The sequence below is a fragment of the Acinetobacter sp. YQ_14 genome (genome assembly GCF_043102985.1).
Classification (GTDB): Bacteria; Pseudomonadota; Gammaproteobacteria; order Pseudomonadales; family Moraxellaceae; genus Acinetobacter; species Acinetobacter venetianus.
The window spans coordinates 158,527-176,005 of the sequence record NZ_JBICJJ010000002.1 but is presented as its reverse complement, the minus strand read 5'-3'; the positions used below and the strand labels follow the sequence as shown (position 1 = coordinate 176,005).

The window sequence follows — 17,479 nt, the reverse complement described above, 5'->3', positions numbered from 1 at the left end:
GGTCATGAATGGGCATGACCGTTTTAATAAAGCTGGGGTATGATCGCGGTTAGATCATCAGATTATTCAGATAAATCCACACAGAGGTATTTCATTTCCAGATATTCCTCAATACCAAATTTAGAGCCTTCACGACCTAAACCAGACTGCTTTACACCACCAAACGGTGCAACTTCATTTGAAATGGCTCCCGTATTGATTCCGACCATACCATACTCAAGTGCTTCACCCACTCGCCATTGACGCGCAGTACTTTGAGTAAATAAATAAGCTGCGAGACCGAACTCGGTGTCATTTGCCATCGCAACCGCTTCATCTTCTGATTTGAAACGGAATAATGGTGCAAGCGGCCCAAAAGTTTCCTCTTTCGCTACTTTCATTGCCTGTGTTACACCTGTGAGAACTGTTGGCTCAAAGAATGTACCACCCAATGCTGAACGCTGACCGCCAATTCGTACAGTCGCGCCCTGAGCAGTCGCATCAGCAATATGCGACTGTACTTTGGCAATCGCATCTTCATCAATCAATGGTCCTTGCGTTGAACCCTCATGACGACCATCACCTACCTGTAATTTAGATACGGCATCAACTAATCGTTCTGCCAATGCATCATAAATGCCATCTTGCACATAAATACGGTTGGCACAGACACAGGTTTGCCCACTATTACGATACTTGCTTGCCATGATGCCCTGAACGGCTTGATCTAAATTGGCATCATCGAATACTAGAACGGGGGCATTACCACCCAACTCAAGAGAAAGTTTCTTGATGGTTGGGGCGCATTGCTGCATCAGAATACGACCCACTTGAGTTGAACCCGTAAAACTCAATTTACGAACAAAATCACTCGCACAAATCGTTTGACCCACTTCAATCGCATCACCACTAATATTGAGAAGTACATCGGCAGGTAAGCCTGCCTGTAATGCCAATACTTCCAATGCATACGCCGTTAACGGTGTTTGTTCCGCAGGTTTCACCAACATTGAACAACCCGCAGCAATTGCTGGCGCTGCTTTACGCGTAATCATCGCCGCTGGGAAATTCCACGGTGTAATCGCTGCAGTGACACCAATCGCCTGCTTAATCACCAGTAACCGTTGATTTGGCAATGTCGGAGTTAAAACCTCACCATCAATACGACGTGCTTGCTCTGCAAACCAACGGATAAATGATGCCGCATACCCTATTTCACCACGCGCTTCAGCTAAAGGTTTGCCTTGCTCAGCAGTCAAAATCTGAGCCAAGTTTTCCTTATGCTCAAGCATTAGGTTGTACCATGCCAGTAAAATATCTGCGCGAGCTAAAGCTGTTTGCTTTTTCCAAGCAGACTGGGCATCGGCTGAACGTTGAATCGCAGCTTCAACACCCGCTTGGTCATAGGTTTTTACCCATGCTAACGTATCACCTGTCGCAGCATCATTGACTTGGATATAGTCATTCGAGGTCGGTGCATCGAATGAAATATCAGGATGTTTTAATAAATACTGCAAATTATCTTGAATCATGCAGATTGCTCCACTGCTTTCACACTGTCTGCTGTTAAGGTTGCAAAACCTTGCTTCAAGATGTCAAGACCTTGGCGGAATTGCTCAGCAGGAATGGTTAATGGGTAAAGGAAACGAATTACGTTACCGTATTTACCACAAGTTAGAATCAATAAACCATTGTCCATTGCATAAGTTTGTACAGCTTTTGCTTGTTCCGCTGTTTCTAACTCGGCAGCAACCATCGAACCTAACGCACGAATCTCAGTCACAACATCGCCTGAAGCCTGCTGAATATCTTTCAAAACCGATACCAGTTCAGCCCCAAGCTCATTGGCACGTTCGCATAAGTTTTCTTCTTCGATTGCGTCAATCACAGCATGAGCAGCAGCGACTGCGATTGGGCTACCTGCATATGTTCCACCTAAACCGCCTGGGTTTGGTGCATCCATCACTTCGGCACGACCAACAACACCTGAGATTGGGAAACCGCCACCCAAGCTTTTCGCCATGGTGATCAAATCTGCTTTGGTTTCATAGTGATTCATCGCAAATAATTTGCCTGTGCGTGCAAAACCAGATTGCACTTCATCAGCAACCAATAAAATCCCGTGTTTGTCACACAAAGCTCTTAAACGTTTTAAAAACTCAGCAGGAACAACGTTAAAACCACCCTCGCCTTGTACAGGTTCAAGCACAATCGCAGCCACATCATGCGGAGCAATATCTTCACTGAAAATATCCTCAACACTTTCAATCGCTGCTGCAACTGAAATCCCTTTTTCTGGCACTGGATAACGCGCATGGAATACACCTGCTGGCATCACACCAAAATCACGTTTATAAGGCGCAGTTTTACCTGTCATTGCCATAGTCATAAATGAACGACCATGGAAACCATTACCAAAGGTAATAATGCCATGACGACCTGTATGAGAACGTGCAATTTTCACGGCATTCTCAACTGCTTCTGCGCCTGTCGTAAAAAATGCTGTTTTTGCAGCACCTGCAATTGGAGCACGCTCATTGATACGTTCAGCAAGCGACACATAGCTCTCATATGGGGTAACTTGATAAGCCGTATGCGTAAACTTGGTTAATTGTTCTGTCACCGCTGCAATCACTTTAGGATGACGATGCCCTGTATTTAACACTGCGATACCGCCAGCGAAGTCCGTATATTGCTTACCGTTTTTATCCCAGATCGTTGCATTTTCAGCTTTCTCTGCATACCACTGACACATCACACCCACGCCACGTGGAGTTGCTTGCTGTTTACGTGTATTCAGTGCAGAATGTTGAGTGTCCATTTTATTCCCTCATATCTCATCATCAGTTACAGCTTTGGTCGTACATCCTAGGGGTCGATTTTTAGGATGCGATACAATGACTGCCTATAACTGTAATTTCGCTCGTCTGATGACAACTGACGAGAGCCATTTTTAAACTGTAGGAGAGAGCCAATTGCGCAGTTTACTTGGGGATCATTTGTTACAAAGACTCCAACAGGACACTGAGGGAAAACTACATCAACGCCTGTTCCGTTGTCTGCGTGGTGCAATCATTGATGGTGTGGTTCAACCGATGACTCGCCTACCTGCTTCTCGCGACTTAGCAAGCGAAATTCATGTCTCTCGAAATACCGTCCTCAGTGCTTATGAACAATTACAGGCTGAAGGATATTTAGAGGCACGTACAGGTCACGGCACATGGGTAGCGGAGCAATTACCTGAAAAATTTTTAAATACCAAAAATAAAAAGAAAGAACCCGATTTACCAGTTACTCAAAGTTCATATGCGTTATCACAGCGAGGTTCCAACCTATTAGGTTATGCCGCAGCCTCACCGCATCAATGGGGTGCTTTTGTGCCCGGTGCGCCGGATGTCACCGAATTTCCTCATCATATTTTCAGTCGTATCCAAGCCCGTTTGAGCCGTGAACCTGATATTAACCGATTGATTTATAGCAATGCTGGGGGATGTCTTGAGCTACGCAGCGCCTTAGCTGATTATTTACGGGTAGCGCGCTCAGTTCAATGCGATGCTGATCAAATTATTATTACGGAAGGCATTCATCAAGCGATAGATTTAGTCTCACGCGCACTGAGTGACATTGGTGACCGCGTTTGGATTGAAGACCCTGCCTATTGGGGAATGCGTAATAATTTAAGAATTAACGGCGTAGATATTCAGCCAATGCCTGTTGATGCAGAAGGGATCATTCCTGAGCAAAATCCAACCCAACCACCCAAACTGATTTTTGTCACGCCATCACACCAATATCCTTTAGGCTCACATCTGAGCTTAAACCGTCGTAAACAACTGCTTCAAATCGCACGTCAACACAATGCTTGGATCGTGGAAGATGATTATGATAGCGAATTCCGCTTCTCTGGACAGCCTTATCCATCCCTACAAGGCTTGGAAAATAATGCCCCAGTCCTGTATATGGGTACGTTTAGCAAAACGATTTATCCCTCTTTGAGGATTGGTTATTTAGTTGTGCCTAAGCCACTGTTTTCACCACTACGTATCGTTGCAGCAGAGCTATATCGTGGCGGGCATCTATTAGAACAAAAAGCACTGGCTGAATTTATCCGTGAAGGTCATTATGAAGCTCACATTCGGCGAATGCGATTGCTCTATGGCAAAAGACGGGACTATTTAGTCAGTCTGATTCATCGCTATTTAGGATCTGAATTTCTACATGAATATGATGAAGCAGCAGGTCTGCATCTGGTTTTAAAGTTACCTGCTACGTGTGATGATGTCGAAGTTGCCGCAACTGCATTAGAGCGCGGAGTCAAAGTCCGTCCTCTGTCTCAATACTACATGCGCTCACATGCCCATGCTCAACGTGGTTTACTGATGGGATTTGCCTGTGTCAATGAGAAAGATATGGTCATGGCATTTGGGACATTGCTGCAATGCTTACGTGAAGCTGGTGTACCAACACTCAATTGAGTTTTATATTTTTAAGTATAAATAAAAAAAGAGCCTCCAGATTGAGGCTCTTATCTTTTTTTGAATCTTAGACTAATTTTTCTTCATGGATTTGGGCTAAATGCGTTTCTCTACGCTCCTTCCCCCAACCTAGTTTTTGCGACAATAATCCTGAAACCACGATGATGCCAAACAATGCTGTGGTATAGATCACCTCTTTAAAATATGTCCCTTCGATCAACATGGTCAGGATGGCAGCAATAATTGCAAAGATCACCACATAAGTTAAATAAGGGAACATCCACATTTTAAATTCAATATTAACACCTTCAGCCTCAAGCTTTTTACGCATACACAACTGTGAATAAGCAATGGTCAAATATACATACAAGGTCGCTGCACCAGTGGTTAACATGAAGAAATCATAGACATCCATACTCTTGGTCGCTGTTAAAATCACAGCAATAACTGAGAAGAAACACGACACCAATACACCCACCCATGGGCTGCTTTTACGATTCACAGAAGCAAAACTTTTCGGCGCATCACCACGCTTTGCAAGTGAAAAGAGCATACGGGAACAAGTATATAACGCGGAATTAAAACAGCTACAAACCGATGTCAGTACCACAAAGTTGACGATATGACGTGCTTCAGGAACGCCAAGCGCACTGAGCGTGACACTATAGGTTCCCCAAGTTGAATCTTTTAAAAGCTCATTGTTGTGAGGAATCAAACATACCGCGACAAACATCGATCCGACATAGAATAAGACAATTCGCCACACGACGGAATTAGATGCCTTACGGATTTCTTTAGATGGATTTTCTGACTCTGCCGCTGCTACAGTCACAATTTCAGCACCAATGTAGGCAAACATGACCCCAAGTAAAGCAGTGATAACGGACGATGCGCCATTTGGCATAAATCCTTGGGCAGTTAAATTGGTCACACCTGCGGCTGAAACATCACCCCACGGCCATAGGTGCATGATCGCAAGACTACCAATTACGAGGAATATCACAATTGCGATGACTTTGATCAATGCAAACCAAAATTCGAACTCACCATAGTTCTTAACGTTCTGTAAATTGACCGCGACCAACCCACCAATCACTAAAACCATATAAGCCCAAATCGGGATAAACGGGAACCAATTATTTAAAATTTTACCTGCAACATAAGCTTCCCACCCCATCAGCATGGCTAAAGTACACCAATATAACCAACCAATCGAGAAACCAGCCCAACGACCAATCGCTCGGTCCGCATAAGTCGAAAATGAACCGCTGTCAGGGTTTAAAACGGCCATTTCCCCGAGCATACGCATAATGAACCAGACCAACAAACCACCCAAAGCGTAGGTAAGAAAGACCACGGGGCCTGTGTTGTAAATAATACTGCCTGAACCGACAAATAAAGAGCCACCAATCACTCCAGCGATAGAGATCATCGTCAAATGTCGTGATTGCAGACCATGTTTTAAATTTTGGGAGGGATTGGCTTCAGAACCATCTTGATGTGCTGCCATATCATTTTCCTTAACCTATGAGGGATACCAGCAATCCGAGGCTTCTTGCCTCACTGCTCAATATATCCCCTAAAAATTGTGTCGCTGAATTGCTCTTGTTCTCACAGAAAAACTAGAGTGATCCAAACAACGCTTCCGTATGCATACTTCCTATGGCTTTAATTTGTCGTTTTGGCCCTGAAGAAACGAGAGCCATTTTTATAATAAAGGAGAGAGCCAATTGTAAAAATTATGTGCAACACTGGCTAGCTTTATATTTTTCAAAGAAATCATAATTGGTTGTTTTTACATTTAAAATCAATCAACTAAACATCAATAAAATCAAAATTTATTACATATTTTATGATCTATAGATTGGTTCTTTTTATTGAAAGCGAATCATTATTGATCCATAACTTAAGTCTTATTTTGTTTTAGGATAAAAATGTGATGCACATAAAAAAGCCTCTTTCCAAGATTTGAAAAGAGGCTTTTTAGATTTAGTTCCAAGTCTTAGAACGGTAAATCATCATCTAAATCAGCTGGTGCTGCCGCAGGCTGTGGCGATGATTTAGGTGTATTAAAACCATTTCCAGCTTGCGGACTACCTGCGTAGTTACCGCCTTGTTGACCATAACCATTTTGATTATTGTTGTTATAACCTGTGTTCTGGTAACCACCGCCCTGATTACTATTATTGTTATTAAAACGCGGTTGGTTGAAGTCGTTACCGCCAGCAAAACCTTGCTCACCTTGTTGACGTGAATCAAGCATTTGCATTTGATCACCACGGATTTCCGTGCTGTAACGCTCTTGACCATTTTGGTCTGTCCATTGACGTGTACGCAATGAACCTTCGATATAAACCTTCGAACCTTTACGTAAATATTGTTGTGCAATTTCACCTAAACGGTTGTGCAACACGATACGGTGCCATTCCGTTTGTTCTTTACGTTCACCCGTGCTTTTATCTGTCCAAGACTCACTTGTTGCAATCGAAAACTGGGTTAAAGATCCACCATTTGGAAAAGTTTTTGTTTCAGGATCACGGCCCAAAGTTCCGACTAAAATTACTTTATTTACACCACGCATTAGCTTATCTACGTCCTATCTATTTCTATGTTTTACTTTATAAGAGTTATGCTTAAATGGCTACCTCTTTCCCTAACAAGTGCGTTAAATCTTGTCGCGCAGAATCATCAATTTGATGTTTATCGACCTTTATATAAGCAACTTGTTGTTCAGACATCACCACCACTTCTTCAATACCACGAATCGCCAGTAATTTTGAAGTCCATTCATCTGTTTGTTGCGCTTCAGGTAAACGCAATACAATCGAAGACAAATATCTCGGCTGAGCCAGACCAAAGCTTACGAGCAACCAAATTATAGCAATACCAGCCAACACACTCCACCCAAGCGAGGTATTGTGTAACATTAACAATTGACCACCCAACGTACCGCCGAAGAATGCACCTAGGAATTGGCTACTTGCGTTAATTCCCATCGCAGTTGCTTTCGATTGAATGGGTGCAGATTTCGATAACCACGATGGTAAAAGTGCTTCCATCACATTAAATGCAATAAAGAAAATACCTAATCCCGCCAGTAGTACATATTTAGATTCATAGCCAAAAATCAGGATCAATAAACCTGCAATAATGCCTGCAATCGCGGTTAAGAAAATTCCACGCATCTTGCGATATTTTTCAGCAATGATGATGCTAGGGAACGCAAAAAATAAACTAATTAACAACAATGGCAAATACACTAAACCATGCTTTGCCAGTGGAATCTGCGCATACTCAATCAACTGCGAAGGCACATAAATAAACATCGCTGTTAATAATAAATGCAACGAAAAGACAGAAACATGCAAACGATTCAGATCGCCAATTTGTATGATTTGTTTGAGTTGAGACAAATAGCCTTGCTGAAAGTTCTTATGATGGCGTGTCACTTTCGGCACCAGCAACAACATTAAAATTGCAGCCAAGCCCATAATCGTAGTCACGAAAAATAGTCCAGAAATCCCAACCAAACTGGTGAGCCAAGGCCCTAGACTAAATGCCACCACAAATGACAGACCAATACTCATCCCCATGGCAGCCATCGCTTTAGTACGTTGCTCCTCACGAGTAACATCTGCAAGCAGTGCCATCACCACAGCAGAAACAGCACCCGCACCCGCAACCGCACGCCCGATAATCACACCATAAATCGTATCTGACAGCCCAGCAATCGCACCACCGATGGCGAATAGTAATAGCCCCAACACTACCAAAGGTTTACGGCTAAAACGATCTGCCAACAAGCTAAATGGGATTTGCAAAATGGCTTGCGTTAAACCATAAACCCCCACAGCTAAACCAATTAATGCTGGCGTTGCATATTGATAAGACTGTCCTGCAACTGAAAAGACAGGAATAATCATGAACAAGCCCAACATGCGTAAGGCAAAAATGCTACTTAAGGCAAAGGTTGAACGGCGTTCTAAAGCATTCATCATTGGCAAGACACTATTACTGGCTCAGCGAATTATAAGCCATTCGCTTAGAATGCGCTGAAAAAATCACAAGCTAAAAAATCAAAAGGGACGTTTCCGTCCCTTTTTCTGATCTTAGATCATTAAACTGAAAGCAAGCTTAAGAGATTCGCTGTTCATGCTTACTATATTGAATGGACGCAATCACAGCCCAAACAATGAACGCAACACCGATTAATCCTGTCACCACTTCTGGGACATGCACGCCCGTACCACTGGCAATCATGATGAATGCCAAAGCACCGATGGCATAGTGCGCACCATGTTCTAAGAAGATATATGCATCCAATGTGCCTTTCTCGACCAAATAAATCGTCATCGAACGCACAAAGATCGCACCGATCGCAAGACCCAACATGATGATCACGACATCACTGGTAATCGCAAATGCACCAATCACACCATCAAAACTAAACGATGCATCAAGTACTTCGAGGTACAAGAACCCCCCGATTCCAGCTTTCACTACCCCAGAGGCTGCACCATTAGAATCATGCATAACCGCATTACCATTGTCATCAATTTCTGGCTCGCCACCTAATAAATGGCTCAGGACTTGTACCCCAATATAGACCACGATTCCCCAAATACCCGACATCGTCACGGCTAAACGTGCAGACTCATCAACATTTGCTGCCATGATAATCATGGCAATCAAAGCGAGAAATACCGACATCGCAGGGACACTTGCGAGATGCGCAAGTTTAGACTCTAACCATTTAAACCAATGGGTTTCTTTACCGTCATCAAAGAAGAAGTTTAAGAACACCATCAGTAAGAAAGTACCACCAAAGGCTGAGATTTCAGCATGATGTGCCATCAAACGTTCCGAATATGTTTTTGGATCATTCAAAGCCAATTTCGCAACTTCAATCATGCCCATATCTGCTGTCACTGCGACAATCACAACAGGGAAAATTAAACGCATACCAAAGACAGCAACCAGAATACCGACCGTTAAGAAAATCATTTTCCAGAAATGATCCCAGTTACGTAAAACTGAAGCATTCACAACCGCATTATCGAAAGAAAGTGAAACTTCCATCACCGCCAAAATTGCAGTAATCGTCAATGCTTTCAGCATCGTTGCCACGCCTGCTTCTGGGCCATGCGTATAGCCCCAGTAGGCAGATAGTGCTAAACACACCACTGTAAAGAAAATTGAAAAACGAAAATGCTTCATGAGCAGCCTTTTATTCGAAATCGTCGAGTGATAAAAATGAGACTATTGTAGGCGAGTTTTGACTGAAAGATAGAAAAGATTGTTGCTGTTGTTGTGAGAAGAATAGAGATTGCAACGATCTCTGCTATAGTTTTGCCAAAATCGTTTTTATGTTTTTTATAGGTTCAAAACATGACTTTTTCACAAGATGTATGGCAACGAAATCAAGACTTATATCAAAAAATTCTTGCACTTCCTTTTAATCAAGAACTTACAGCAGGCACATTAAACCGTGAGGTCTTTTGTCATTATGTGATTCAAGATGCGCATTATCTTGTGGCTTATGGTCGTGCACTTGCTGTGGCTGCTGCAAAAGCCTATGACGCTGATGATATTATTCAATTTTCTGAAGCCGCTAAAATCGCAATTATCGTAGAACGTAGTTTGCATAGTGATTTTATGCAGGAATTTAATGTCAGCAAAACAGAATTTGAATCAACGCCATTAACACTCGCTTGTCATCACTACACTTCATTCCTCACCGCAACAGCTTGGTCAGAAAGCTATCCTGTGATTTTGGCAGCACTGTTACCTTGTTTCTGGATTTATGCAGAAGTTGGTAAAGACATCGTTGATAAATCGGTTGCCAATAACCCTTACCAAGCTTGGATTGATACCTATGCTGGAGAGGAATTCAATACAGCCGTAAGCAATGTGATTGCAACCATTGATAAAGTGGCCGCGCGTTGTGATGAAGATACCTTAGCCAAAATGCACGCTGCTTATACCATGGGAGCCAAACTAGAATGGCTATTTTGGGACAGTGCTTACCAACAACGTCAATGGTTAGGATTGGATTAAGCGAGTCATAAATTGCACCTCACTTCAACAAGCGAGGTGCAAATAGCGAATTGCTATCAGCCAAAGATTCATCTACCCAATATTTTTCTTTTTAAGCACTTTTTCTGTCTTAACCTCTGCGGAATCTGTGCCAATTTAAAAAGATTGTCGCTGCGAGTATCACAAAGAAGATTAAAAATTTGGTCTCAAAGCGAGCTAATCTAAACTCTGAACTTCTGGTGGTCTCTTGAAATGCTTGCTGAACTTGCTCTGGATCAGCTTTTTCCTGAATATTCAGCTGCATTAACTGCGGGGTTTTCTCTCCTTCACCAACAATGACATAAGCTGCCTTAATATCAAAATCTTGTGCATCTGTAATACCGAAAGAAATCACAGCGGGCTTTTGCAAATTATATTCAGGAATCCAGTCCAAAATACGTCCATATACACGGACATTCGCTGCACCATTTACGTCAGGATCTTGAATATTAACACCTGTTTGGCTTTCAATTTCACTGGCTAAATCATCAAATGCTTTAAGAGAATAGTTCTGACGAATCGGTAAATCATTTGCCATCAAGCTCATGACTTCAGTTGGATTTGTCGGATGCACTTGTGAAAGTAAACCATCACCCATTACCGTAAAATCAGCTTTGGTCTGCATGCCTGCCGATTTAGGCACGCCAACAATATAAAATGCCGTCCAGATTTGCGCGCTAGGATTTAAGTTTTTTAATTCCAATTCATAATGATGTTCCACATCTAAATTGAAGAATTGATCAAATCCCGTAATCTTTGTTTCTTGCGCATATAGACTAAAACTTGCACAGATCCCCCAGCACAATAAAATCAGATTTTTTAACATTATTATTACTCTGTATTTATAAGTCTTTAATTTTAATTTACTTATTTCATTATCAACAAAGCATTTCTTGCACTAATTTCGCTGAACTGACTGAAAATGACAGCTTCTAACCTAACACTTGCGATGCTTACAAATTACGTCGTCAAATTGATATTGATAAATCTTTGACTCTCTTTATTAAGGGCGTAAAAAAGCCCCAATTAAGGGGCTTAGTCGTATATTGTATCGCCAATATACTGTATGAGGCTCATCTCAAACTGGGCGCATTAAAGCATAAATTAGAGACGCTGCCTACTTTTATCTTTGGACTAAAAAACATTCACCACAATTAACGCGAGCAACGCAGGTACGGCTTGGATATAGATGATCTTTTTACTGGCAGTGAGTCCACCGTAAATCCCTGCAACCAATACACAACCTAAAAAGAAATTGGCGAGCGCTAATGCATACGTTTCAGGAGCACAGAGCGACCAAAATAAACCTGCCGCCAAAAAGCCATTATATAAACCCTGATTTTGAGCCAGAACTTTGGTGAGTTGTGCTTTTTCGGGTGTATTGCCAAATGCTTTCAAACCATAAGGTTTATCCCATAAAAACATTTCCAACACTAAAATATAAACATGTAATACCGCAATCAACGCAACGAGAATCGTTCCTAACATTTTACTTATTCCTGATCTTATCTATCGTGCAATGCTTTCCAATTTATCACTGATCTATTTGAATTGCGTGATAGGTAACATGATTTCCGTGACTCTCCAGCTCAAACCCTCTCGATGTAAGATTAAATTGACTGAAGATTGAGTTTTTGGATCATCTATTTCAACGCTAAATTGATTCCATGACTGATAACGACTGTGATAAGTCACTTTCTCAGCATCATCTTGATGATTTGTCAGTGCTTTATTTTGAGGTTGTCGTGCCGATTCGCCTTGAAAAGACAAGCCTTCTTTGAACTTTTTGCCCTGTAATAATAAAGAGATTCCTTGAGGCGTCACCATCAGATCCACCATTTTATCGACCATCGAAGATGCCAACATTGCCCCTAAAGCAACAAAGCTACCTTCATATTCTCGTGATGGAAACTCTTGCAACAGCTCATTATTGAATTGATCCTTGAAACTTTGGCGCACACTGGGAAAGTCCACATAACTTGCGACAGCATTCACATCATCTCGTTCTACCGCTTGTCGAATTTGATAAATCACAAAATATGGCGACAAAATTAAATAAGCTAAAGCAGTCAGCACAATAGCCGAGATAGAAATCTTCAACGTTTTCGACATACGATCCTCGATTTCAGGAATTTATTTTTTACTTAATGGTATTTAAATTGCATTGATAAAGGCTTGGGCAATATAGAAAATTCATGTTAAAACTTACTTAAAATCACTAATCCGACACAATCTGACGTTTAAAATCGTTTTGTTACAGCTTGAACAATTTTAAATCGCTATTATATACACGTTTTATTCGCACAATTCCGAGATGTATTTATGAGTCAAAGTCATATCCGTATTCGAGGCGCACGTACCCATAATTTAAAAAATGTGTCACTCGATATTCCACGTGACAAGTTTGTGGTGATTACGGGACTCTCAGGCTCAGGCAAATCCTCACTTGCTTTCGATACACTTTATGCCGAAGGTCAACGCCGTTATGTTGAATCGCTGTCTGCCTACGCGCGTCAGTTCCTTTCACAAATGGAGAAACCTGAAGTTGATTCGATTGAAGGCCTCTCTCCTGCGATTGCCATTGAACAAAAGTCAACTAGCCACAACCCACGTTCAACCGTGGGCACCATTACCGAAATTTATGACTATTTACGTTTGCTGTATGCGCGTGTAGGGACACCGTATTGTCCTGAACATGATCTACCCATGGTGGCGCAAACCATTTCAGAAATGGTCGATGCAGTGAAAGCACTTGAAGAAGGGACTGCACTCATGCTGCTCGCACCCGTCGTGCGTGAGCGTAAAGGTGAATACACTCAACTGTTTGAGCAACTTCAAGGTCAAGGTTTTGTTCGTGCCCGTGTCGATGGCGAAATCATTGATATTGATACGCCGCCAGAATTAGACAAAAAGAAAAAACATACGATTGAAGTAGTCGTCGATCGCTTTAAAGTCCGTGATGATCTCGGTAATCGTATCGCGGAATCCTTTGAAACGGCTTTACGTTTAGGTGGTGATATTGCAGTTTTATCGTGGATAAATGGCGAACACCCAGAACGCGTATTTTCAGCAAAACACTCTTGCCCTGAATGTGATCGAGCGGTTGCGGAGCTTGAACCACGTTTATTCTCATTTAACAATCCATTCGGTGCTTGTCCTGTCTGTGATGGTTTGGGCACGCGTAGTCATTTTAGTGCAGATAAACTCATTCCAAATCCTGAAATTTCAATTAGCCAAGGTGCAATTCGTGGTTGGGATAGACAGCGTCCGTATTACTACACGATGTTGCAGAAAGTGGCTGATCACTTTGATATTCCACTTGATACACCGTGGAATCAACTCGACAAAGATACACAAAAGAAATTCTTACAAGGCACTGGCAAAGAGAAAATTGACCTCAGTTATATTGATGAACGTGGTCGTAAGCACAGTCGTGTACAAGCCTTTGAAGGGATTTTGCCGCATTTAGAACGTCGTTATCGCGAGACGGAATCTAATTATGTGCGTGATGATTTGGCACAATATCTGTCGAATGCCGCGTGTGATGCCTGCGGTGGCTCTCGTCTGAATGAAATTTCTCGTCATGTTCGCGTCAAAGATAAAACCATCGCTGAAATTACCAAGATGTCGATTGGCGATGCTGAAAGCTATTATCAGGATCTCAATCTCGAAGGTGCTAAAGGCGAAATCGCGGATAAAATCTTTAAAGAGATTCGTGAACGTTTGCACTTCTTGGTCAGTGTTGGTCTCAATTATCTCAGCTTAGCACGTTCGGCTGAAACCTTGTCGGGCGGTGAAGCACAACGTATTCGCTTAGCTTCGCAAATCGGTGCAGGTCTGATGGGCGTGATGTATGTGCTTGATGAACCGTCGATTGGTCTACATCAACGTGACAATGATCGCCTACTGCAAACCCTAATTCGCTTACGTGATTTGGGTAATACTGTACTGGTGGTTGAGCATGATGAGGATGCGATTCGTGCCGCAGATCATATTATTGATATTGGTCCAGGTGCGGGTATTCATGGTGGTGCCGTGATTGCCGAAGGTACTTATGATGAATTGGCGAACCATGCCGATTCACTCACAGGTCAATATTTATCAGGCAAACTTAAAATTGAAGTGCCAAAACAGCGTACTCAATCACCACGTCCTGATGAAGTCATCAAACTCTCTGGTGCAAATGGGCATAATCTACAACATGTCGATTTAACGATTCCTCTCGGCATCATGACTTGTGTGACTGGGGTTTCAGGTTCTGGTAAATCAACCCTGATTAACCGCACTTTATTGCCTTTAGCAGCAACACAATTGAATGGTGCAACCACACTGACTGCTGAAAAGTTTGATTCGATTGATGGTTTACAGCATTTGGATAAAGTGGTGGATATTGACCAGAGTCCTATTGGACGTACACCACGTTCAAACCCAGCGACCTACACAGGTTTATTTACGCCGATTCGTGAGTTATTTGCTCAGACACCTGAAGCCAAAGCACGGGGTTATAGCGCAGGTCGTTTCTCGTTTAACGTGAAAGGCGGACGCTGTGAGGCGTGTGAAGGCGACGGCATGATTAAGGTCGCAATGCATTTCTTACCTGATATGTATGTGCCGTGTGATGCTTGTCATGGCAAACGTTATAACCGTGAAACATTGGAAGTCGGCTATAAAGGTAAGAACATTTCGGATGTGCTCGAAATGACGGTAGAGGATGCAGCAGAATTCTTTAGTGCTATTCCTGTCATTCATCGTCGTTTAGAGACGTTAACTCAAGTTGGTCTTGGTTATATTCGTTTGGGTCAAGCTGCGACAACGTTATCAGGTGGCGAAGCACAACGCGTGAAGTTAGCGCGTGAGTTAGCAAAACGTGATACGGGTAAAACTTTATATATCTTGGATGAACCGACCACAGGTCTGCATTTCCACGATATTGCCAAGTTACTCGACATCTTGCATGAGCTACGTAATAAGGGTAATACCATTGTGGTGATTGAGCATAATTTGGATGTGATCAAAACTGCCGATTGGGTGATTGATCTGGGTCCAGAAGGCGGTTCTGGTGGTGGTCAAATTATTGCTGAGGGGACACCTGAACAAGTCGCTAAGGTTGAGATTTCACATACAGGTAAGTTCTTAAAGCCGATGCTGAAGTGATAAAAAAGGGCTCATATGAGCCCTTTTTTAATTGTCTAATCTTGTAATTATATAGTCTACATTCATTTTGATTAATTCTGATTCCTTTGCCTTTTCTTGTAATATTTCTAAAATTTCTTGTCTTATTTTTGGATTCAAATCAGGCTTAATTGGTTGTCTAATTATTTTTTTAATAAAATCCAACCTATCAATTTCTTTAAAGTCGAGATCTTCATTAAAAACTTCAAAGAGCAATTTATGCCAATCCCTTTTATCAGCTTGTTCTAAAACAAGAGCACTTTTTTCACTATTATAAGTATCATGGATAACATATCGCTTCACTACTTCGATAAGATTAGGCAAACCTGCTAACGGATTGAGTTTAACTAAAATTCTTATGTAACGATGAAATATATTGCTTTCTTTATAACCAAAACCAAATACTTCTTCAGAAAACGATTTTCCTTTGGCCTGTACTCTTGCATCTATCCAATGTTTTATATTAATTCTTAAATCTTTTGATAGATCAGCTCTACCAAACTTAATTAATAAAACTCTGCAAAAATCTAAATTTTCTAAGCTCTCAAAACCAATCTTTTTAATAGCGCAAGAATGTAGCCGTTCACAAAAATTCTTTTCTGTCTCAATATTTCTCCACTGAATCATTAGCTGCCTTATTTCCATTGTAAGTTGATTTTGTTCCTCCGATATCAACTCAGACGTAGCTAGTTCTGTAAGCTTTTTGAAATCCACTCTGTCTTTTTGTTCAAACCATTTTTTAAATTCATAAAACCATAAATCATCTTGAGTAAAACTATAACTAATTTTCTTCAATGCTCCATACTTTTGTTGTTTTATCTCACTCCAATGTTCACGATCTCTATCCGTGTAGTATCGACAATCTTCCCAATCATATTCAAAATTTGCAAAGTCATGAATCAAGTAACCTTGCAGAATTCTTATCAAAATAATTTCTTTAGTTGACAGAGCAATATCAATTGATAGTTCATTCCTAAATTGCTGATATAGCTTAATTACCTTTTGAAAAAATCTAAAATTGTGAACTTCTAAAGTCTCAGCAAACTCGATCATTAAATCAACAAGTTGACCATCAATATCTTTTGTATTTGCTCGGATTAAAGGTTCAACAGAATTTACAATAATTGTCTCATCAACCAATTTTTCTTTGTATTCAGCATACTTTTTCTTATTGTCTCCTTCAGCTTTATCTTCATCCAAAATTAAAATGATTTGACAATTTTTTTCTAATTTTAAATAGTTCGCTAAGCCCATAACGTCATTTATATTAAGTTTATCAGACATCCTCTCAAAATCATCAAAACAAATAATTGCATTTTTGACTTGTAAGAAAAGTAAAGACTCTAGAATTATTGCAGAAGCACTAACTCCATATTGCGATACTTTCATGTCTCTAAATTGAGCAGCAATATTCTTAAAAAGTTGATAAAATTCAAATGTATTAGTATCTGATTTTGCATAAGGGTTAAAACTTATTTTTGTACAAATCGTATTTTTTAAATCGCTTAAATTTTCTATTCCAAAAAGAGAAATATAAGCATATTTGCGACAATCAAAAATACGCTCATAACCAACTCTACTTGCTTCGTAATAAAAACTTTCCTGATCTTCTTTTTCTTTCTGTGTAACACCTTTTAGAAACTTATTCCAAAAGAAAGTCTTGCCTACACCCCAAGGCCCAGTAATCGCAATTGCAGTACCAATTTTCTCATTTTTTATATTATGTGCTAGCAAGTCTTTTAATCTTTTTTCTTTCTCTGAGATATTCATTAGCTATA

At 41.1% G+C, this 17,479-nt stretch carries 13 protein-coding genes; 3 read left to right on the top strand and 10 right to left on the bottom strand.

Going from position 1 to position 17,479, the window contains the following annotated elements; genetic code table 11:
• Positions 1-62: 62 nt before the first annotated feature.
• Together ACF8D3_RS00805 and gabT are read right to left on the bottom strand one after the other, a co-directional pair.
• Positions 63-1,511, bottom strand: coding sequence for an NAD-dependent succinate-semialdehyde dehydrogenase (locus tag ACF8D3_RS00805; RefSeq protein WP_392469569.1), 1,449 nt, complete (start codon positions 1,509-1,511; stop codon positions 63-65).
• On the bottom strand, positions 1,508-2,800 hold the full coding sequence (gene gabT, locus ACF8D3_RS00800; protein WP_007482757.1) for a 4-aminobutyrate--2-oxoglutarate transaminase: 1,293 nt from the start codon (positions 2,798-2,800) through the stop codon (positions 1,508-1,510). The genes ACF8D3_RS00805 and gabT overlap by 4 nt, the downstream gene beginning before the upstream one ends.
• A gap of 154 nt (positions 2,801-2,954) precedes the next feature.
• Between gabT and ACF8D3_RS00795 the strand changes: the two genes are divergently transcribed.
• Positions 2,955-4,454, top strand: coding sequence for a PLP-dependent aminotransferase family protein (locus ACF8D3_RS00795; protein WP_392469566.1), 1,500 nt, complete (start codon positions 2,955-2,957; stop codon positions 4,452-4,454).
• Positions 4,455-4,521: 67 nt separating this feature from the next.
• Here ACF8D3_RS00795 and ACF8D3_RS00790 read toward each other — a convergent pair whose 3' ends face one another.
• From ACF8D3_RS00790 to ACF8D3_RS00775, 4 genes are all read right to left on the bottom strand, one after another.
• A complete protein-coding gene (locus tag ACF8D3_RS00790) occupies positions 4,522-5,964 on the bottom strand; it encodes an amino acid permease (RefSeq protein ID WP_004877977.1) in 1,443 nt (480 codons plus the stop codon).
• Positions 5,965-6,456: 492 nt separating this feature from the next.
• Positions 6,457-7,035, bottom strand: a complete 579-nt coding sequence (gene ssb / locus ACF8D3_RS00785; protein ID WP_007482778.1) for a single-stranded DNA-binding protein — start codon at positions 7,033-7,035, stop codon at positions 6,457-6,459.
• Positions 7,036-7,087: 52 nt separating this feature from the next.
• A complete protein-coding gene (locus tag ACF8D3_RS00780; protein WP_061393068.1) occupies positions 7,088-8,452 on the bottom strand; it encodes an MFS transporter in 1,365 nt (454 codons plus the stop codon).
• A gap of 136 nt (positions 8,453-8,588) precedes the next feature.
• Positions 8,589-9,671: a DUF475 domain-containing protein gene (locus ACF8D3_RS00775; RefSeq protein WP_023012655.1), complete on the bottom strand. Its 1,083-nt coding sequence runs from the start codon at positions 9,669-9,671 to the stop codon at positions 8,589-8,591.
• 171 nt (positions 9,672-9,842) lie between these two features.
• On the opposite strand from ACF8D3_RS00775, the gene tenA reads away from it, so the two are divergent.
• Positions 9,843-10,511, top strand: a complete 669-nt coding sequence (tenA, locus tag ACF8D3_RS00770) for a thiaminase II (protein WP_004877998.1) — start codon at positions 9,843-9,845, stop codon at positions 10,509-10,511.
• A 109-nt stretch (positions 10,512-10,620) separates the two neighbouring features.
• Here tenA and ACF8D3_RS00765 read toward each other — a convergent pair whose 3' ends face one another.
• From ACF8D3_RS00765 to ACF8D3_RS00755, 3 genes are all read right to left on the bottom strand, one after another.
• Positions 10,621-11,355 carry a hypothetical protein gene (locus ACF8D3_RS00765; protein WP_392469563.1) on the bottom strand — a complete coding sequence of 245 codons (735 nt, stop codon included), beginning with the start codon at positions 11,353-11,355 and terminating at the stop codon, positions 10,621-10,623.
• 308 nt (positions 11,356-11,663) lie between these two features.
• Positions 11,664-12,017 (bottom strand): DUF1304 domain-containing protein, encoded by a 354-nt coding sequence (locus ACF8D3_RS00760; RefSeq protein WP_004878002.1) that lies wholly within the window; start codon positions 12,015-12,017, stop codon positions 11,664-11,666.
• 54 nt (positions 12,018-12,071) lie between these two features.
• Entirely contained in the window at positions 12,072-12,641 is a 570-nt protein-coding gene (locus tag ACF8D3_RS00755) for a DUF2939 domain-containing protein (RefSeq protein ID WP_392469561.1), read from the bottom strand.
• A 210-nt stretch (positions 12,642-12,851) separates the two neighbouring features.
• On the opposite strand from ACF8D3_RS00755, the gene uvrA reads away from it, so the two are divergent.
• Positions 12,852-15,683 (top strand): excinuclease ABC subunit UvrA, encoded by a 2,832-nt coding sequence (uvrA, locus tag ACF8D3_RS00750; RefSeq protein WP_392469559.1) that lies wholly within the window; start codon positions 12,852-12,854, stop codon positions 15,681-15,683.
• A gap of 27 nt (positions 15,684-15,710) precedes the next feature.
• Here uvrA and ACF8D3_RS00745 read toward each other — a convergent pair whose 3' ends face one another.
• The gene (locus ACF8D3_RS00745; RefSeq protein ID WP_392469557.1) at positions 15,711-17,471 is read right to left on the bottom strand and encodes a P-loop NTPase fold protein; all 1,761 of its coding nucleotides are present in this window, start codon (positions 17,469-17,471) and stop codon (positions 15,711-15,713) included.
• Positions 17,472-17,479 lie beyond the last annotated feature (8 nt).